Genomic DNA, 19,074 nt, shown 5'->3' on the forward strand with positions numbered 1-19,074 from the left:
GGGGAGTTACAGGTGAATGCCTGTAGTATTGATATTTTCATAAGAACTTTTGTTTGTATATAATAAAAATAAATGTTCTTATTTTAGAGGCGATCAATGATGGAAATGAGTATCGACCAAACGGTTGGGATTATTTATCAGGTCAAGGTGAGCAAGATTACACAACGCGAGATCGAGATCCGTGGCATCCGTGACAAACGTCCAACATAAACAAAGGGGATAAATATCATGCGGTGTATAACAATACGGCAGCCTTGGGCGACCTTAATTGCTCTTGGTGAAAAAGAGTTTGAAACTCGTTCATGGAGAACAGCCTACCGCGGCGAGTTAGGCATCCATGCCGGAATGAGGATTGACAAAAAGATTTGTGAACAGGAACCGTACAAATCAGTATTGGCGAAACATGGCTATACAGCGAATAATTTGCCGACAGGAGCTATTATTGCTACAGGTCAGCTCGCGGGATGTTATGTGGTTACTCCAGAGGTGGATTTAAGGGAATGGATCAATGGGAACGAATATGATTTTGGCGACTATAGTGAAGGACGGTTTGCCTGGAAGCTTGAAGGGGTTCATCCATTAAGCCATCCAATTCCAGCTAAAGGTCGGCTAAGCTTGTGGGAGCACTCTAATCACTTCTGAACGGCGAACAATATTTTTAATGTAATTTTTATGTGCCTATCAGCTATTTTTCAGGTTCGAGGTATATATTAGAGACACCAAACACCCCCCAGTGTTTTGTGGTATATCTCTCTCAGGTCTTGCCAACTCCCATGGTAAGGCCTATTTTTTTGTTCACTAATTGATCGGGGGGAGAGAGCGCAGCGGCTTCTATACAGCTTTACTTAATCTGGTACTGTTCTTCGTAACTCTTAAAAGATGAAATATCCAGCCCTAGGTATCTGCGCATATGGATGGCAGCTTGAGCCGCAACAATGTCATTCAACAGCAGCATTCGTTCATGATAGCCACGACATATATACTTGGCTTCAATTCCAGTATTAAGTCTGTTTTGCTCATACACCTTGATTCCCCGTCTTCTCATTTCTGCACGAACATCCCTTAGATCTGTTGTAGCTACTGCAGCAGCTGTTCCAAGCACCTCCAGATAAGGGGCGGGTGTTCGTAAGTGTGTAGATAAAATGGCGGAGTCCCGTTCGAAAGCTGATAAAATCATCGGAAGCAATAAATAAGATTTCACCAGCATGTTGTCCCTGCTTTCTGCTCTATGCATGAATCTCATCACCTCTAATAGGAACGTATATTCGTATTCTACCCCGATATTCCAAAAATAATCAATGGTATTTCTAAACAGCTTATCCAATGTGATTAAATTCACAACTTAATAACGAAGAATAAATTATATTAAAAATTGTAATAATAAAAATTAATGTATCGAACGCAAATAAAGGAGAATTATGATGGAAAAAGAGGGCAGCCTCCAGCGTGGATTGTTTTTTGGTTTAATTTTGAGTGTTCCCTTATGGATATCCATATTGGGCTATATACAGTTACTTTAAAATTTAATGAAAAACCTTATGCGAAGCGCCTTTAGGCGCTTTTTTTGTGTGGTACTAATGCGGGGAATTATCGAAAGGAATTGATTGACAATTGTGGGTGTCGGGAGCTAAACTGTTATTAATTCAAAAGTATTAAAAGTCATAGACTGTTATTGGATAGAATGCTTCAGCTACCAGTTCTGGACTTGCAGTGTAATACATATATATAGTCATGATAATAGCAAACCGTCTGAAAGGGCGGGACGCAAAGTCCAGGAGTCTAAAGTGTCTTAAAGGCACAATGACCGTCCGACTGCCATGAGAAGGGAATTTCACTTCTTTTTGGCGGTCTTTTTTGTTGTTAGGTCCTTTAGAGTTTCTGGTAATTATTCTGATTAATATAAATCATAGTTTTAGGAGGTGTGCCATTTGAAAAGAAGAATAAAACCGTTACTCTCGCTTGTATTAGCTGGGATTTTGACGGTAGGTAGTGGGCTTTCCTCATTGGGAGCTGGAGTTGCTGGAGCTAGTAGTTCTTCTACATTGGGAATTGCAGCGGTCTACAACGTGTTTATTCTAGGGGATATAACGACAGTTTCGGATACGGAAGGAAGGTTTGCTGCTGGAGGTAACGTTAACTTAACCAACTATAGTGTTGGAGATAGGTTGACCGCAGCAGAGGTTTCCCTGACTGACACACTTGTTGTTGGAGGGAATCTTACTTTCAACGGAGGTACTGTTTATGGGAATATCGTGTACGGGGGAGATTTTTCAGGGAATGTAACGCTCCTCAAGGGTGGTACAAAAAGACAGGGGAGTACGATTGACTTTTCAGCCGTAGGTCAGTCTTTGAAGGACAAATCAGCAGAACTTGCAGCATTGCCGGCGAATGGAACAACAGTGTACCAATATGGCAGCCTTACCCTGACAGGTACAGATCCTGCGGTCAATGTTTTTAATGTTTCAGGAGATAACGTCTCTAATACCTACGGAATTACAATAAATGTTCCTTCAGGATCTACTGCAATTATTAATATTGATGGTTCTAACGTAAAAATGAAAAACTTCGGATTTCTACCTAATAACGTGTTGAACAGCAAGAAAATTTTGCTTAACTTTAGCCAAGCTGCGTATCTTGATATGGCAGGCATAGGTGTAATGGGAAGCATACTTGCCCCCTATGCTCATGTTGATTTTATTAATGGTCAGATTAACGGTACTTTAGTGGCGGCTTCACTCAAAGGTACTGGTGGTGGTGAATTTCACCACTATCCATACGATGGTGATGAACCTGGACCAACGCCGACACCAACGCCGACAGTGACGCCGACACCAACAGTGACACCAACGCCAACGCCGACAGTGACGCTGACACCAACAGTGACACCAACGCCAACGCCAACGCCGATAGTGACACCGACACCGACACCAACACCAACGCCAACGCCGACACCGACACCGACGCCAACGCCTACAGTGACACCAACGCCGACGCCGACAGTGACACCAACGCCGACACCGACGCCAACACCATGTCCGACGCCGACAGTGACACCAACGCCGACGCCGACACCAACGCCGACAGTGACGCCAACGCCGACAGTGACACCGACGCCAACGCCAACAGTGACACCAACGCCGACAGTGACGCCAACACCGACACCAACGCCGACAGTGACGCCAACACCAACACCAACACCAACACCAACACCAACACCAACACCAACACCAACACCAACACCAACACCAACGCCAACGCCGACAGTGACACCAACGCCGACGCCGACACCAACGCCGACAGTGACGCCAACGCCGACAGTGACGCCGACACCAACAGTGACACCAACACCAACGCCGACAGTGACACCGACGCCAACGCCGACGCCAACGCCAACAGTGACACCAACGCCGACAGTGACGCCAACACCGACACCAACGCCGACAGTGACACCAACGCCGACAGTGACGCCAACGCCGACGCCGACAGTGACACCAACGCCGACGCCGACAGTGACACCAACGCCGACGCCGACAGTGACACCAACGCCGACGCCGACAGTGACACCAACGCCGACAGTGACACCAACACCGACACCAACGCCGACAGTGACGCCAACACCGACACCAACGCCGACAGTGACACCGACGCCAACGCCGACAGTGACACCAACACCGACGCCAACGCCGACGCCAACGCCGACAGTGACACCGACGCCAACGCCAACAGTGACACCAACGCCGACAGTGACGCCAACACCGACACCGACACCAACACCGACAGTGACGCCGACACCAACGCCGACACCAGAGACTTCGGTGTTCCCGACACCAACGCCATCATCCGTAATTGGCACTATAGTTCTTGCAGAAGATCCTGTGCCGCTTGGGCCTGTAGCTTCGCCGACACCAGCGCCAGTACCAACACCGTCGAATAGCACAGAAGTACTTGTTGATGATGATGAGATCCCATTAGGTCCGGTACCGGCAGTGACACCAACGCCAACACCAACACCTGATGAAATCATCGTAGTGGACGATACGATCCCATTAGGTAAGCCACCTGTGAAGGAATTGCCAAAAACGGGTGAATCAAGTCCTGTACCTTACTATGTAGCAGGTTTAGGTTTTGCACTTATCGGATTATTAATGAGAACCAAGTTCTCCAAAAAGAATAAATAATAAAGGGTAGATCAACATAGAGTCGCTTTCGGGAGTGTTCCGATGGCGGCTCTATTTGTATGTCATGATTGCGATAGTTTGGTGCATTCTAAGTAGATGGTATACTCTTGTTGGAAAAGAAATGTAGAGGGGATGGCGAAGGCGAATTGATATGGTTCATTATTAGCGCTGTAATCATCATAGGGATTCTAATCTATGTGGGATTTTTCTTCTATGGTATTGCTATTAAACGAGCGCCAAAGGTATTTCTAAGTAATAATCCTAATCTGAAGGCTGATCCTCCGGTTGCCGGAGCTTCTTGGGGGGAGGGGAAGGATTGGGTCTCTCGCCAGAGCTTCGAGAATATTGAGATCGTATCTGCAGATGGACTTAAACTAAGGGGTTACTTACTCCAATCTAATCGTGCTGCGGGACGCACAGCCATTCTAGCCCACGGTTATTCAGGTAAAGCAAAGGATATGGGGGCGTACGCCAAAATCTACTACGAGAACTTAGGCTTTAACATCCTAATTCCCGATGCAAGAGGGCATGGAGATAGCGCAGGGGATTACATTGGTTTTGGTTGGCCGGAACGAAAAGATTATTTGCAATGGATTGAATACATGATTAAAAAGACTGGGCCCAGTGCTCAAATTGTGCTTCACGGCGTCTCTATGGGCGGTGCTACAGTGCTAATGACCTCAGGGGAAGATCTTCCGCCGCAGGTAAAAGCTATTGTTGCGGACTGCGCTTATACCTCAGTAAAAGCACAATTATCTTACCAACTACGACGCATGTATCGCTTGCCAAGTTTCCCTTTCGTTCAAAGTGCAAGTCTAATCACCCGCTTGAAGGCGGGGTATGGTTTTGGTGAAGCCTCTGCATTAAAACAAGTGCGGAAAGCGAAGGTCCCGATTCTTTTTATTCATGGGGATGCGGATAACTTTGTACCTTTTGCTATGATGAATGAATTGTATGAGGCATGCCAGAGTCCAAAAGAGAGACTCATAGTGCCGCAAGCGGGGCATGGATTGTCTTATGATACGGATAAGGCGGGGTATATAGATGTAGTAACAGCTTTTGTAAGTCGATATGTAAAATAAGTCCTGAACGTAGACAGCGCCCGATATCCGCTAGGTAGCGGTTATCGGGCGCCTATATTTTTCCACACATGACGTAGTCCTTGAATAAGGAACGTACCGTCATGCTTTCTCGTTATATTCATCCCCCGCCGTTCGTGAGTAACGGGTGTCTTGATTCCTTGTTATTTCCAGCAGCCGTGTGGCGAGAATAATCCTTCCAATACGACAAAAGCCCTACCTCTCTTTTGCCCTTGCGGCTCCATTGACCGCGCCAGTGTGAATCGGAATGCTATATTTCGAATTTAATCTCATAAAAAGGAAGAGTACTGCAAGAAAACATAAAGCCTCTTTGTCCAAAATGCCGATGTGTATAATAGTCGGCCTGACATCTTCTTGGTGGGGATATTCAATATATCGAAAAACAAATACCATATAAATATAACACACTATTGTTTAAAAGGCAAATATAATAATGAATTCCAAGATAAGGTTTATTTGATTCTAGAGAGGAACAAACCTCGATAAGGGGCGCTTAGATTTTGAAAGTAACTTAAATTGGGTTAATTGTGAATTATTCCGGAAAAGCTAGTAAACCAGAGGAGATGGGCGATCTCGGTGCAAATGGGCTAAAATGTAAGTTGGATATTTTTGCAAACGCTACAAACTTCAACTGAAAATGCCAGAGACGAATGGGTTGTGTCTGCTGGGGTTATTTTGCGTGCCTATTTTGTGAACAGCTCTCTAAAACTGACAATAAACTCCAACATTGATTGAAGGATTGAGGGTAGACCGTTATAATTAATAAGTCTGGATTTTAATTAAAAAATAAGGGAGATTTTTATGAAACGCGCAGATGTGTGGCTGATTTCCATCGTATTGATTGCTGCGCTCGCTTTTCTCGTACCGAGATGGTTTTCGGACAATGATGACAAAGGTGGGGCCGGTAAAAATCTCATAGCCAATGTAACGGTGGACGGTGAGTTATTTAAAACGGTAAAGCTTACAAAAGAAGAACAAACCATTGAGGTCCGCACGGAACGCGGCTATAACATTTTGAAGGTGCATGATTACGGGATTGAAATGTACGATGCCGATTGCGCTGATAAAGTTTGCCTAGGTTTTGGTTTTATTACCCTGCCCAAACAGACGATTGTCTGTCTACCGCATAGAGTATTAGTCGAAATCACCAGTGCGTCGGGGGAGGATGATATAGATGCCTATGTCCAGTAGTGAATCTGCAACAGCTTTAAAAAGAACAGTGATTATTGCGATTTTCGCCGCAGTGGCAGTAGTGTTAAGTTTAATAGAGGCACAGATTCCGTTATCCGGGATGGGACTGGTGCCGGGTGCTAAGCTCGGACTGGCCAACATTATGATTTTGACTTGTATTTACTTTTTACGTGGACGGGATGCTTTGCTGCTTGTCATCCTCAAAACACTGCTTACTGCATTTCTGCTAGGTACCTTCTCAAGCTTGCTGTTTAGTTTATTTGGTTCACTTTTTAGCTTTGTTGTTATGTTTGTGCTGATGCTGATTAGTGGCAAAGGTAAGAGTATAAGCTTGATCGGAATTAGTATAGCCGGTGGGATTGCGCATAATATCGGTCAGCTGCTGGCAGCTTCTATGGTATTTGCATCACTTAGTATTTTTTATTATCTTCCCATGCTGCTGATCACTGGGGTAGTAACAGGAATTGCCGTGGGCTATGCAGTCCGTTATTTGGTGGCGTCATTGTCAAAAATATCGCTGTTTGAAGAATTTTTGGACTGATTAGTCACATCAGCGGAAGGATGACTAACATGAATGAATCATACGAAGGTCAAGACTTAGAGGGAGAAGGACAAGCAGTCATCTCTCTGGATGGGGTATCGTTTGGCTATGATCCCGAGCATCCGATTCTTCACAATATAACGTTATCTATCTCTCAAGGACAATGGGTTAGCTTGGTTGGTCCTAATGGCTGCGGGAAGTCTACGTTGGTCAAGCTGCTCAATGCTCTGCTGCCTAAGGGGGCTGGTGAGATTGTGGTTAGTGGCATGCTGCTTAGTGAGGAAACGATCGGAAGCATTCGGCAATGTATCGGAATGGTGTTCCAAAATCCGGATAATCAGTTTATTGGAGCCACTGTAGAGGAAGATATCCTATTCGGCCTGGAAGGGCTTTGTTTGCCGTACGAAGAGATGGCTGAACGTTTGCACTCCTATACGACGAGACTAGGAATAAATCATCTGTTGTCCAAGCATCCGGGTGAGCTGTCGGGAGGTCAAAAGCAGCGTGTTGCTATCGCTTCCATTCTTGCTATGGAACCAGGCATCGTCATTTTTGACGAGGCCTCTTCTATGTTGGATGAAGGAAGCAGAAATGACCTTCTCGGTATTCTGCAGGATATGCGGGCAGAAGGGAAGTACACGATCCTCATGATTACGCATGATGCAGATGAGATTTTGGCATCGGATCGGGTGCTTGCGCTGCATGGAGGTGGTTTGGCTGCAGATGTTACACCGGCGGAGTTGTTCCGGAACGAGGAGCTTCTGGAAAAATGCCATCTGCGTGAACCTTATCCTTGGCGCCTTGCACGCGAGCTGCAGAACCAGGGTATTCATGTGGATGTTCCGACCAGTGAAAAGGAGCTTATAGACACGTTATGGCCATAGAATTACAGCAAGTAAGTTACACCTACGCTGACCGAAGCCTCTGGAAGCTGACGGCGCTCCGGGACATTAACCTCAGTGTACCCATTGGCTCGATGGTTGGTATTGCGGGGGCGACGGGCTCAGGTAAATCGACGCTGCTGCAATTGTTTAACGGGATACTGAAACCAACCGAGGGTACGGTAAAAGTGCTTGATGTAACCATTCAGGCTGGTGAGAAGTCACCTAAGCTAATGCCACTGCGCCGCCGAGTCGGATTGGTATTTCAATTTCCGGAGCAGCAGATGTTCGAAGATACGGTCGAAAAGGATCTCATTTTCGGTCCCCTTAATTTCGGCATGAGTCTCGAAGAGGCAAAGTCACGTGCACGTCAGGCCATGTCAGATATGGGGCTGGATCTCGCACTGCTAGAGCGGAATCCTTTCCAATTGAGCGGTGGACAAATGCGTAAGGCGGCTATCGCTTCCGTGCTAGCTATGGACCCTGAGGTCATCGTTCTGGATGAGCCCACGGCAACGCTTGATCCCATTAGCCGTGCAGAGCTAATCAGCTTGCTGGAGAGATTATGTCGTGAGCAGGGCAGAACGATCATTATCGTTACGCATCGGATGGATGAGTTATTGCCCTATGCGGACAGCTGGGTTGTACTTAAAGAGGGCAGCACGGCGTTTCAGGGCAGTGTAAAGGCGCTTGCAGATGATCCTTCGATTCTGGAACAGTGTGGTTTGACGGTTCCGCAGTCCCTTCGTTACTGGCGTGCAGTTGCTGATCATTTAGGTCTTGTGGATGAAGCCCCCCGCTTGACGGCTGAGAGTCTGGCAGAGCTTATAGCTTCGCTGCCAGCGGAATCAATAAGCACTGGTAAGCCCGATGGAAAGAGGGATGACCATGAATGAGAAACTGATCTTAGGTCGGAGTATTGAGACCGGTTCGTGGGTGCACAAGCTGGATGCTCGTGCCAAAATCACTGGCATGCTATTATACGTAGCTGTTATCCTGCTCTCACGTTCGTGGATGGCCATGGCTGTGCTGGCTATTTTTTCGATAGCCGTTATGGCTTCAACGAAGATTCCGCTTAAATACTTCCTGAAAGCAGCTAAGCCTTTACGTTATTTAATGTTGTTTATCTTTATTGTGCAGGTGGTGTCTGTAAAGACAGGGGAGGTAATGCTGACTCTTGGTTCCTGGTCTATCTATGAGGGAGGGCTAAGATTAGGGGCATTTTCGGTCATCCGCATGTTCTTTCTTATCACCTTTACAGCGCTTCTGACCTTCACAACAACGCCGGGGAAGCTGAATCAAGGGCTGGAGGGGATCTTGATACCCTTCAAAAAGCTTGGCTTATCCCCTGACCGTATCACGCTGATGATCAGCATTTCACTTCGTTTCATTCCTACGATTCTAGATGAATCGCAGATCATAATGAAAGCGCAGGCCTCAAGGGGAGCCGATCTGAAAGAGCTGCCTTTGAAGGAAAAGGGACGGATGTTAGTCTCCCTGCTGGTCCCGATTATCGCCAGTGCTTTTAGGCGTGCTCAGGATCTGGTGTATTCCATGGAGGCCCGCGGTTTTCGCATGGATGCTCCCCGCAGTCGGTATCACCGCCTAAGGTGGGGCAAATTCGATACTGTTTTTATTGGGATGTTTGTGGTCATGGGAATTGCAGTAGCTTTGTTATAATACTCATTCCCTATTAGTAGTATCAACTTGGGAGGGAACTTGAATGGCACGTTATTTTAACGGTAGAGAAGTCGAATTACTCGCACCCGCAGGAACGTTTGAGATTTTCAAGGAAGTGATCCAATCACGGTGTGATGCAGTTTATTTTGGTGGACCTGTATTGAATATGAGAATGATGCGTAAAGGTTATAACCTTACTCATGAAGAGATCGTAGAGGCACTTGATATCGCACATCGTCTAGACAAAAAAGTGTATATCACTGTGAATAATCTTTTTAGTGAGGAAGATGTGGAGGAAGCTAGAGAATACTTGCGTTTCCTTGATGGTGCTCGGCCAGATGCTTTGATTGTTCAGGATATGGCAGTGTTGGAGCTTATTCGGGAGATGGAGCTTAACCTTCCTATTCACTCTTCCGTAATGATGAATGTTCACAACCTGGAGATGATCTATGCGCTGCGTGATCTGGGTGTAACTCGTGTAGTTACCTCGCGGGAAATGGACCTGCAGACAGCTAAGCTGCTTGGTCAGCGGAGTGGTATGGAGCTGGAATATTTTATTCACGGGGATATGTGCTCTGTGCATGGTGCAAATTGTTACTTCAGTTCCCATGTTTTTGGCATGAGCAGCAACCGGGGAAAATGTATGAAGCCATGCCGCTGGGATTATCGGGTTAAAAAAGACGGATATGTATATCCTGCTGAATATCCACTGGCTGTCAAAGATATGTTTATGTATGAGCATCTTCCGGAATTGATTGAATCAGGCATTACTTCCTTCAAAATAGAAGGCCGTATGCGTGATAAGGATTTTATGGTGATGCTGGCGAATAGCTACGGCGAAGCCATTGACCGATATATCGATGATCCGATTGGCTTTGATCGTACGGTTGATACTAAAGAGCTGTACAACAACCGCAAGCGTGACTTTTCGACAGCTTATGCTTTTGGTAAACCAGGGTTAGCTAACATTAACCGTCGTTATGAAGGTACGGGCAAATTCTATAGCACTGGAAAAGTATTTAGCACACCAACCGCAGAACGTGCGCTATCTGAAAAACGTGTAGAGGAATTGCGGGAACGTTTGGCGCAAGAAAAGAAACCAATGGAAACAAAAGCTAAGTTGGCTGTACGTGTGAATAATATGGAACAGGCGCGCGTAGTATTGGAGCTGGGTGTGGATAGTTTATACTTGCCGGGGGATGTATTTGAACCGGACAGACCTTTTACAAAACGTGATATTAAGGAACTTGGTGAGCTAAAAGGCGATAGCAAAATCTATTTAGGGTTGCCACGCATGATGACCGAGCTGCATTTTGATCAATATGATCAATTGCTTGGTGGAGAACGCTTGCCGATCGACGGTATAATCGTTACTAATTTGGGAGCGATTCGCAGATACAGTTCTACAGGTTATCCGTTAATTGGAGATGGTAGTTTAAATGTCTACAATCATCTTTCAGCCCAATTATATGCAAAATTAGGTTTAACTCAGCTTTCGGTTTCACCGGAAATGACGCTGGAGCACTTTGCTACCTTTGCCTCGCGTTGTGACACGCCTTTGGAAGTTGTTGTACATGGTACACCTGCACTAATGTATATGGAACATGACCTTTATGAGAATACTGAAGTAATGGAGCCTATCGCTGAAGAGGATAATCAATATGTGCACAATAATGTATTGGTTCTAAAAACAGACAAAGGTGAAAATCCGGTATATCGTGATCAGCACGGCCGTTGCCATCTTTTGTTCGCGAAAGAGCTCTGCTATTTACCGTTGCTTGGTGAGATGATTGATCTAGGCATATCTAGTTTCCGTATTGAAGGAGCGACATATAGCGCTCAGCAGTTGCGTGAAATTATAATTTCTTATCAACAAGCTATGAATCGTACTGAAGTAAAAGATGATATGCTAGGTGGTCTTGAGCCCATTTATGCGGGTTATACTCTAGGTTCGCTGCAATTTAACTAATTCTATTTTTTGGGGCAAAATACCGTCTGCTAGTAAGAAGAATGCACAGTACTCTATGAATAAGTTACTATTTTCACAAGAAGAGAGGGAATCAATCATGGAACAACAAGAATTCATCGGAAGAGAAGCCGTAGCGGCAAAGCGTAAGCAATATTTCTATCCGTGTACACAGCATTTTTACCGCGATGCGCCTCAGCTTGTGCGAGGTTCGATGCAGTTTGTGTATGATGAAAATGGCAAACAATATACAGATTTCTTCGCAGGTGTATCTGTAGTTGCCTGTGGGCACTGCAATCCAGCCATAACTGAACGTACGATTGAGCAACTGCAGCAGCTGCAGCATACGTCTACGATCTATTTAACTCAGCCAAATGTGGATTTGGCTGAACGTCTGGAAGAGGTTATGCCAGGCGGTCTACGCCGAACCTTTTTCGTGAACAGCGGCTCAGAGGCTAATGAAGGCGCACTGCTGCTCGCTCGGATGTATACAGGACGCAAGGGGTTCATTGCACTGGAAAGTGGTCTACACGGCCGTACCAATCTAACTATGAGCGTGACAGGTCTGCCGATGTGGCGTACCGATAAATACTTGGATCATGACGTTGAGTTTATTCCTCGCCCATATCATCCAGAACTATCTCTGGAGGAAGCCGCTGCACTATCCCTGGAATCTCTGGAGCGAGTGCTTGAGGAGAAGGGGAATACTATCGCCGCAATGATCGTAGAGCCAATCCAAGGCAATGGTGGTATGATTATGCCAACGCCAACCTATTTCAGTGAGGTCAAAATGTTGCTGGAGAGATACGGCGTACTTCTGATCGCTGATGAAATTCAAACTGGATTTGGTCGTACAGGCAAAATATTTGCTATGGAGCATTTTGACGTAGTGCCCGATATTATTAGTATGGCCAAGGCACTGGGGAATGGAATTCCGGTGGCAGCCTTTGCGACAACGGATGAGATTGCACTCGCGCTGAACCGTCCGTCGGCTTCAACCTTTGGAGGCAATCCGGTATCTGCTGCAACGGCGCTGGCTGTGCTTGATTATATTCGCGATGAACGGCTTCCTGAACGCTCAGTGCTGCTCGGAGAACGATTGAAAGCAGGGCTAAAGACCCTTCAAGACCGTTATCCTTCGCTTATTGTGGATGTACGGGGAATTGGGCTTATGTTGGGAGCGGAGCTTGCTGGTGAGGATGCAGAAGGCTCTGCGGCGCTTACAGATCAAGTACTGGAAGCGATGAAAGATAGAGGATACCTGATCGGCAAAAATGGCATAGGACGCAACGTACTAGCCTTTCAACCGCCGATGATTATTACGGAAGAGGATATCGATGGGCTGCTTAACAACCTGAAGGAAGTCCTTGCGGAGCTTAATGACTAATATAATGAATTTCAAGTAGCGAAGAAAGAGGAAAACGAATGGCTATTCTAAACATTTTTAAAACTGCAGGCCTAAAGCTTAAAATGTTCAGTGAACTGGTGATGTTCTCTCATACGCTTTTTTCGCTGCCGTTTGCCATTATCTCGATGGTGTGGGCTGCTGGGGGCTGGCCATCAGGGCATGTGATGATCTGGGGTCTGATTGCATTGATCGGTGCCCGTAATGGCGCTAATGCATTCAATCGGCTGGCAGACCGTACGTTTGATGAACAGAATCCTCGTACGGCACATCGGCATTTGCCACAACGGTTATTGGCAGAAAAAGAAGTGGTTGTCTTTGTTATTGTCAATTATGCCATCTTTATTGTGGCTTCAGGCATGCTGAACTTGCTCTGCCTGCTCTTATCGCCGGTAGCAATCGTGTTAATATCGACTTATTCTTATACAAAACGTTTTACCTTTCTAAGCCATTTATATTTAGGCTTTGTTATTGCTTCCGCACCGATTGGTGCATGGTTTGCCGTAACCGGAAATATCGCATTTACCCCGTTTGTGATCGGGACGGTAGTTATGCTCTGGATTGCCGGATTTGATATTATCTACGGCACTCAGGACATTGAATTTGACCGGCGGCATGGGTTATGGTCTATTCCGAGCTTCTTTGGATTAGAGAATGCGCTGCGTATCGCCAAAGGTCTACACTTCATTATGATTATGCTGCTATTATTTCTATGCGTATGGCAGGATCTCGGATGGATGTATTTAGTTGGGATTGGTATCGCTACATTGCTCCTGATGACCGAGCATAAGATTATAAAACCTTCGAATCGTAAGCTGATGAAGGTGGCTTCTTATAATCTAAATCAGGTAATCAGCATAGTGATATTATTGTGTACGTTGATTGATTTTTTCTATGTTAGTTAGGGAGCTGGCTTTGGTGAGCCGGCTGAGCATTTGGCACATTGCCCTCAAACTAACAACAAAAGACAATAGCCTACCCCTTTTGGGTAGGCAAGGGAATTGGAAAGCTGGCTACGCTAGCTTTCCTTTTTTGTGTTGACTCGGTTCCCCGCTCTGCAAGGGGGAAGCTACGAGTTGAATGCAAAGATTAGGGAAAACCTCCCTAATCTTATTGAGTTTTTTATCCTTTGACTCTGTTTTAGGGAATTTCTCCCTGAAATATAGCTGGTTACTCTTAAAAGCATGCTAAAGTGGACTTTATTAGGGAGCAATTCCCTAATATCGTGCTTTTCGAACGATTATTAGCTAATTTTAGGGAGGTTTTCCCTAATTATATCCGATGGAGTAGAATGACTGAATTAGCTCATGTGCGCTACGCTGCGTTTGCGTGTTTAGCTTGTCCTGTTGAAGCGGAAAAATAGCAGTTGAATTGCGACAAGATCAATAAAATGATGTGTCTAAATCAAAAAAACGGATACCCCCAAGTGAATGGGAGGTATCCGTTTTTATTTGTATTAGATCGTACGCTTTAGCGATCACGGTCCGCAAAATATTGCAGCAACGTTTCCAGATCAGCATGCGCAGGGTAGGAGGAGAGCTGCTGCACAATAGCTGCAGCTTTATCCAGATAGTTCTGGCTGACCCGTTCAGCGCGAGCGAGGGCATCGCTATTGTTAATTAGGGTGAGCACATGTGCTACTTCAGCGTCGGAAGAATCCGGGCCGATTGCACGGATCACAGGCGAGAGCTTAGGGTCCTGCAAGGCGTACAGCACTGGCAGGGTGACCTGACCATGTCGCAGGTCGCTACCGGCAGGTTTGCCTAGGACATCGGCGGACTGTGTGAAATCTAGCAGGTCATCTTGTATCTGAAAGGACATCCCTAAGGCTTCTCCAAAATTATAAAGGAGATTGGCAACTTCTTCGGTGCTTTCAGTGGACAGTGCACCAACCCGTAAGCAGGTTGCCATAAGAAGAGCGGTTTTGTTTAAGGATTTCTCCAAATACTGATCCATTGTAATTTCATAATCAAAAGCATGTTCCATTTGCTGATATTCACCCAGACACAGCTGAGCGGTGGCTACAGAGGATAAGTCATGAACGTATCTGTTTTTATCTCCTGTATATTTGCTCAGCAGCTCGATGACCCGAGCGGACATGTAATTACCAACATGTACTGCTGACAATGTCCCCGTCTTAATATGTAAGGCGGGTACGCCCCGCCGTAACTCAGAACGGTCAATGATATCATCATGAATTAATGAGGCGGCATGAATAAATTCAGCAGCAGCAGCTAATTGAAGCGCTCTGCGACCGGTATCCTTACGGCCAAACCGACTGCCAACAATGACCATGAGGGGACGAAGGCGTTTACCACCGGAATTTATAAGCTCTAGAACACTTTGCGCGAGCTGAGATTTCTTAGGTACATCTTTATCACGCGTCACAAGGTTTACGATTTCGCGGTTGATTTCATTTATGTCTATATTTAAGGCCTCATGCAGCTTCATTTATGGATCCCACCTGTCAAATGGCTTTGCTTGTGCGACTACGCTGTCTGCACTCTTGAATCAAGAACTCTTCGATTCCAGTAGCTGGATCATGTTCCGCGAAGTCTCCATTTGACCGTCTAATCTGCATTTTTTTGATCGAAGGAGCTAGATAAGCAACTAAGTCGAGCTCACGGCATTTCACCGCAAACTGCAGGTAAAAGCTATACAAATAATCTCCATCCAAAATGTTGCGTGTAAGGTCGGGATGATGTGGGATACATTCCATATGGCGCTCTGCTGCCAAAGTGAGAATAGTGTAAATACCCAGCAAATTGACTTTGCGGCTGTATTCCAGATCATGGCGTTCCAGTACCGAGATTAGCTGTTCACATGCAGCCGGAGAGGGCTGAAGCTCAATTCCGGCAATAGGTGACATTTCAGTATGCAACAACCGGAGGGTATCTTCTATGAGTTGTTTGTTCACAAGATTCTCTCCTTCTTGTCGGTTTTGCCGGAAGAAACCATACCCCGATCATCCCTACAAAACCATTCATTCAAGAAAAAACCACCATTTCCTAGGATTAGGAAGGTTATTTTCTTCTTGTAAATAAGGAGAGTAATGTGTCCTAGGGACACATTACTCTGAAGTATATCCATATTTAACCCTAATAAAATACAATTTGCACATATGTTCTATATGATAAATTACACAAATTCAGGGTTTTATTATCAGTCGGTGTATAGATACCATCGTCTGACGAGCGGAATTCTCTTCCACTGTTTCTTAAGCCAAGGAAGTACATAGTAGTCTAGACCAAGTGTGCTTCCCGATCCGCCGATGCAGGCAATACCAGCAGCAACGTACCATAACATTTCTGTCGAGGCCATTTTGGTTGACCAAATCATGACCGACATGCCTACGGTCGCTATAGAAGCAAGTGCTGTGAAGAGACCAACGATGAGCATAATACCGAAGACGATTTCTGCACATACCATACCGATTTGGAACCATTTCGCGAGGAAAGTATAACTTCCGTCGTTGTTGTAGAACATCAAATCCATGAACCAGTTTGTAATGTTGTATACGAAGTTAGGTACAGGCAACGCTTCAACTGCTTCTTTTGCAGTGGATACTGCTGAAGCTGCAGATTGTGCATCTACGGTGTCTTTAACTGCATCTACTGCAACACTGGCTGCTGATGAAGCATCCGTTGCAAAAGGAGCAGCTGGAATCAAGAAAATCTTATCTGGATCTTTCCAAATCTTTTGGATCTTCTCAATACCTTCGTATAACCACATACCCCCAAGTAGAACACGAAGTGGAACGAGCCAGAAATTAGGTGAACGTTTGGAGAAGTGACCACCCAAGAAGCTCTTGCGGTTCTCAACATGGAAGAATTCATGCATCATATATGTCCATACTTTATTGAATCCGACAACCTGAGACAGGTAGAACATATTAATAAAGTGTTTGGATAGCATTGCCATGAATCCAGTAAGCATAAAGAACTTACCTGGCAGACCAACGTTAGCTACGCCGTAGCGGCTACCAATCGAGACCATTGTACCGTGGAAACCTGGTTTGTAAGCTTTTTTAGCAGTATTCTGAATGTCGGCGGCAATGTTGCCAGCAACAATCGGAGCGGCTTGTTCAGCGTTCTCAACCATTTGTGGTACAGGACGAGTTTCACCTTCAGGAATGTAGAAAATGTTGTCCCCTACTACGTAGACGTTCTTATGATCTACACTTTCCAGGTTCTCATTCGTAACAATCCGTTTGCGGCCTTGTTGTTGAACTTCAAGTCCACCAACGATTTCGGAGCCTTCAACACCAGCAGTCCAAACAATTGTTTGGGAATCAACGACGTTTTTCTCACCAAGGGCAACACTACCATTGCCTACTTCGGTGATTTTAGCGCCAGTAACGATTTCCACGTTCAGCTTACGAAGGCGAGCTTCAGCTTTTTGAATCAGCTTATCTGGAAGGATAGGCAGAATCTTCGGAGCCATATCAGCCACAATCAGTCTTACTTCGGATGGGTCGATAAAGAACTCCTTGCATAATTCCTCGCGTTGTTCAGCCATTTCACCAACCAGCTCGACACCAGTAAAGCCGGCACCGATAATAACGAAGGTCAGCATAGCACGGCGTACAGCTGGATTTTTCTCCATAGCCGCTTTGGTATACATATCGCGGATTTGGCGTTTCAATGCTACCGCATCATCGTAAGACCAGAAGGAGAAGGTGTTTTCTTCTGCGCCTGGAATGCCGAAGAAGGTTGGTTTGCTACCTGTGCCGATTACAAGGTAATCGTAAGCGTAGGTAGCTTTATCGGACTTAAGTTTTCTGCTTTTGAAATCGATATTGCTGATCTCATCAAGAACAACATCTACTTTAAGGCCCGCAAAAATTTTCTTAAGATCGATCTTGATTGAATCCTCTGGAGCACGGTTCGCGGCAACCTCATGCAGCTCAGTCAATAGAGTGTGATATGGATTCCGGTCGATCAGTGTAATTTCAACATCTTTGTTTTTCTTAAATTTCTTTGCCAGTTTCTTAGCCGTGAGTACGCCGCCGTAGCCGCCGCCCAAAATGACTATTTTCTTCAAGAGAAATTCACCTCATTCGTCTGATTAGCTGCAGAAGGTCCTGCGAAATTATTTCGCGCCTTCGAGTGCTTTTTCTGCAAGTGTAAAATATTCACCAACATGAATACTCACGCCGGAAATTGCATCAGTTTTGCCTTCAGCATCAAGCGTTGGAGCAGTACCTTTGTTTTCAAGGAAGTATTTTTCAGCCAAAGCGATTTCTTCATGCCATTCAGCAGAAGCGCCGCCAGCTTTCATACCATATTTACCATCAACGGAGAATTGCTTCTTGTCATCGCCAGCAGCATTCAAACCACTGAATTTAACAGCTACAACATTACCGTTAGCAACAGTCAGGTCAACAGTGGATTTCCAACCGGATTCAGCGTCCATTTCGCCTTCAGCATGGTAGCCTCCGTCTTTATATTGACCAGCTTCTACTGGACCAGCAGCAAGAGCAGCTTGAGCAGCTTTTACAAAGTCAGATACGTGTACGGATACACCAGAGATGGCATCAGTTTTCCCCTCAGCATCAAAAGTTATAGCTGCTGGATCTTGTTTTTCGATCAGGAATTCTTCAGCTTTAGCTGCTTGCTCGTGCCATTCAGAAGAAGCACCGCCAGCTTTCATGCCATATTTACCATCTTCAGAAACCTTTTTCTTCAGGTCGCCTGCAGTGTTAACGTTAAAGGCATCCCAGTCAGCTTTAGTGATCTTTCCACCTTCTACAGTTAAGAGTGCGAAATATTGCCAGCCAGTTTTAGCATCAACGTCAGCAGTACCGTAGTAAACTCCGTCTTTGTACTGTCCAGCTTCAGTTCCAGCGTTACCGGAATTTGTTGCAGGAGCAGTTGTTTCAGCTGGTGCGTTAGTAGGGGCTGCGGCGTTGTCTGTGTTGTTACCACAACCTGCGAGCAATCCAAGGATAAGTGCGCTCGACAAGATAACAGAAGCTTTTTTCATTTCAAATGACCTCCAAAAATATAGTTTAAAATATATATATTAAAATGTAAAACATTTTAATAGTCGAGCGAAGTGATAAAAATCACTTTATAAATGATATTTGTCACTTTAATCTCATACCTTATTACCCGTTTGTAACAGTATCAT

Annotated in this window: 16 protein-coding genes and 1 riboswitch; of the genes, 11 read left to right on the forward strand and 5 right to left on the reverse strand. The window is 45.4% G+C overall.

The window, feature by feature from the left end:
- Positions 1 to 228 precede the first annotated feature (228 nt).
- Positions 229 to 642 carry an ASCH domain-containing protein gene (locus MHH46_RS02540; RefSeq protein ID WP_076179467.1) on the forward strand — a complete coding sequence of 138 codons (414 nt, stop codon included), beginning with the start codon at positions 229 to 231 and terminating at the stop codon, positions 640 to 642.
- A 199-nt stretch (positions 643 to 841) separates the two neighbouring features.
- On the opposite strand, the gene MHH46_RS02545 is transcribed toward MHH46_RS02540, so the two are convergent.
- A complete protein-coding gene (locus tag MHH46_RS02545; RefSeq protein ID WP_141118591.1) occupies positions 842 to 1,339 on the reverse strand; it encodes a hypothetical protein in 498 nt (165 codons plus the stop codon).
- Between the two features lie 390 nt (positions 1,340 to 1,729).
- A riboswitch (cyclic di-GMP riboswitch) is annotated at positions 1,730 to 1,820 on the forward strand.
- Between the two features lie 108 nt (positions 1,821 to 1,928).
- On the opposite strand from MHH46_RS02545, the gene MHH46_RS02550 reads away from it, so the two are divergent.
- From MHH46_RS02550 to MHH46_RS02595, 10 genes are all read left to right on the forward strand, one after another.
- Entirely contained in the window at positions 1,929 to 4,178 is a 2,250-nt protein-coding gene (locus MHH46_RS02550) for a choice-of-anchor A family protein (RefSeq protein ID WP_405132558.1), read from the forward strand.
- Between the two features lie 107 nt (positions 4,179 to 4,285).
- Entirely contained in the window at positions 4,286 to 5,260 is a 975-nt protein-coding gene (locus MHH46_RS02555; RefSeq protein WP_256717233.1) for an alpha/beta hydrolase, read from the forward strand.
- An 819-nt stretch (positions 5,261 to 6,079) separates the two neighbouring features.
- Positions 6,080 to 6,469, forward strand: coding sequence for a NusG domain II-containing protein (locus MHH46_RS02560; RefSeq protein ID WP_036681022.1), 390 nt, complete (start codon positions 6,080 to 6,082; stop codon positions 6,467 to 6,469).
- Entirely contained in the window at positions 6,453 to 7,010 is a 558-nt protein-coding gene (locus MHH46_RS02565; RefSeq protein WP_076124520.1) for a Gx transporter family protein, read from the forward strand. Before MHH46_RS02560 ends, MHH46_RS02565 begins: the two co-directional genes overlap by 17 nt.
- Positions 7,011 to 7,039: 29 nt before the next feature.
- Complete coding sequence (locus MHH46_RS02570; protein WP_076185195.1) at positions 7,040 to 7,894, forward strand: ATP-binding cassette domain-containing protein; 855 nt, start codon at positions 7,040 to 7,042, stop codon at positions 7,892 to 7,894.
- The gene (locus MHH46_RS02575) at positions 7,885 to 8,787 is read left to right on the forward strand and encodes an energy-coupling factor transporter ATPase (protein WP_076124517.1); all 903 of its coding nucleotides are present in this window, start codon (positions 7,885 to 7,887) and stop codon (positions 8,785 to 8,787) included. Before MHH46_RS02570 ends, MHH46_RS02575 begins: the two co-directional genes overlap by 10 nt.
- On the forward strand, positions 8,780 to 9,571 hold the full coding sequence (locus tag MHH46_RS02580) for an energy-coupling factor transporter transmembrane protein EcfT (RefSeq protein WP_076193689.1): 792 nt from the start codon (positions 8,780 to 8,782) through the stop codon (positions 9,569 to 9,571). The genes MHH46_RS02575 and MHH46_RS02580 overlap by 8 nt, the downstream gene beginning before the upstream one ends.
- 43 nt (positions 9,572 to 9,614) lie before the next feature.
- Positions 9,615 to 11,540, forward strand: a complete 1,926-nt coding sequence (locus MHH46_RS02585; protein ID WP_076193691.1) for a peptidase U32 family protein — start codon at positions 9,615 to 9,617, stop codon at positions 11,538 to 11,540.
- Positions 11,541 to 11,637: 97 nt separating this feature from the next.
- Positions 11,638 to 12,924: an aspartate aminotransferase family protein gene (locus MHH46_RS02590; RefSeq protein WP_076193693.1), complete on the forward strand. Its 1,287-nt coding sequence runs from the start codon at positions 11,638 to 11,640 to the stop codon at positions 12,922 to 12,924.
- Between the two features lie 38 nt (positions 12,925 to 12,962).
- Positions 12,963 to 13,847, forward strand: coding sequence for a UbiA-like polyprenyltransferase (locus MHH46_RS02595; RefSeq protein ID WP_076193695.1), 885 nt, complete (start codon positions 12,963 to 12,965; stop codon positions 13,845 to 13,847).
- Positions 13,848 to 14,412: 565 nt separating this feature from the next.
- Here the strand turns inward: MHH46_RS02595 and MHH46_RS02600 are convergent.
- The 4 genes from MHH46_RS02600 to MHH46_RS02615 form a co-directional block, all read right to left on the reverse strand.
- Positions 14,413 to 15,393, reverse strand: coding sequence for a polyprenyl synthetase family protein (locus MHH46_RS02600; RefSeq protein ID WP_076124510.1), 981 nt, complete (start codon positions 15,391 to 15,393; stop codon positions 14,413 to 14,415).
- A 16-nt stretch (positions 15,394 to 15,409) separates the two neighbouring features.
- Positions 15,410 to 15,859, reverse strand: coding sequence for a hypothetical protein (locus MHH46_RS02605; RefSeq protein ID WP_076124508.1), 450 nt, complete (start codon positions 15,857 to 15,859; stop codon positions 15,410 to 15,412).
- 245 nt (positions 15,860 to 16,104) lie between these two features.
- On the reverse strand, positions 16,105 to 17,985 hold the full coding sequence (locus tag MHH46_RS02610) for an FAD-dependent oxidoreductase (protein WP_076124507.1): 1,881 nt from the start codon (positions 17,983 to 17,985) through the stop codon (positions 16,105 to 16,107).
- Positions 17,986 to 18,033: 48 nt separating this feature from the next.
- A complete protein-coding gene (locus MHH46_RS02615) occupies positions 18,034 to 18,927 on the reverse strand; it encodes an FMN-binding protein (RefSeq protein WP_076124505.1) in 894 nt (297 codons plus the stop codon).
- Positions 18,928 to 19,074: the final 147 nt, after the last annotated feature.

It is taken from the genome of Paenibacillus sp. FSL H8-0175, from assembly GCF_045040615.1.
In the GTDB taxonomy this organism is placed as follows: Bacteria; Bacillota; Bacilli; order Paenibacillales; family Paenibacillaceae; genus Paenibacillus_AQ; species Paenibacillus_AQ odorifer.

Coding starts and splice junctions, on each gene's coding strand:
- MHH46_RS02560 (WP_036681022.1), top strand. CDS start 6,080: ATGAAACGCGCAGATGTGTGGCTGATTTCCATCGTATTGATTGCTGCG.
- MHH46_RS02580 (WP_076193689.1), top strand. CDS start 8,780: ATGAATGAGAAACTGATCTTAGGTCGGAGTATTGAGACCGGTTCGTGG.
- MHH46_RS02590 (WP_076193693.1), top strand. CDS start 11,638: ATGGAACAACAAGAATTCATCGGAAGAGAAGCCGTAGCGGCAAAGCGT.
- MHH46_RS02540 (WP_076179467.1), top strand. CDS start 229: ATGCGGTGTATAACAATACGGCAGCCTTGGGCGACCTTAATTGCTCTT.
- MHH46_RS02615 (WP_076124505.1), bottom strand. CDS start 18,927: ATGAAAAAAGCTTCTGTTATCTTGTCGAGCGCACTTATCCTTGGATTG.
- MHH46_RS02565 (WP_076124520.1), top strand. CDS start 6,453: ATGCCTATGTCCAGTAGTGAATCTGCAACAGCTTTAAAAAGAACAGTG.
- MHH46_RS02585 (WP_076193691.1), top strand. CDS start 9,615: ATGGCACGTTATTTTAACGGTAGAGAAGTCGAATTACTCGCACCCGCA.
- MHH46_RS02595 (WP_076193695.1), top strand. CDS start 12,963: ATGGCTATTCTAAACATTTTTAAAACTGCAGGCCTAAAGCTTAAAATG.
- MHH46_RS02575 (WP_076124517.1), top strand. CDS start 7,885: ATGGCCATAGAATTACAGCAAGTAAGTTACACCTACGCTGACCGAAGC.
- MHH46_RS02600 (WP_076124510.1), bottom strand. CDS start 15,393: ATGAAGCTGCATGAGGCCTTAAATATAGACATAAATGAAATCAACCGC.
- MHH46_RS02570 (WP_076185195.1), top strand. CDS start 7,040: ATGAATGAATCATACGAAGGTCAAGACTTAGAGGGAGAAGGACAAGCA.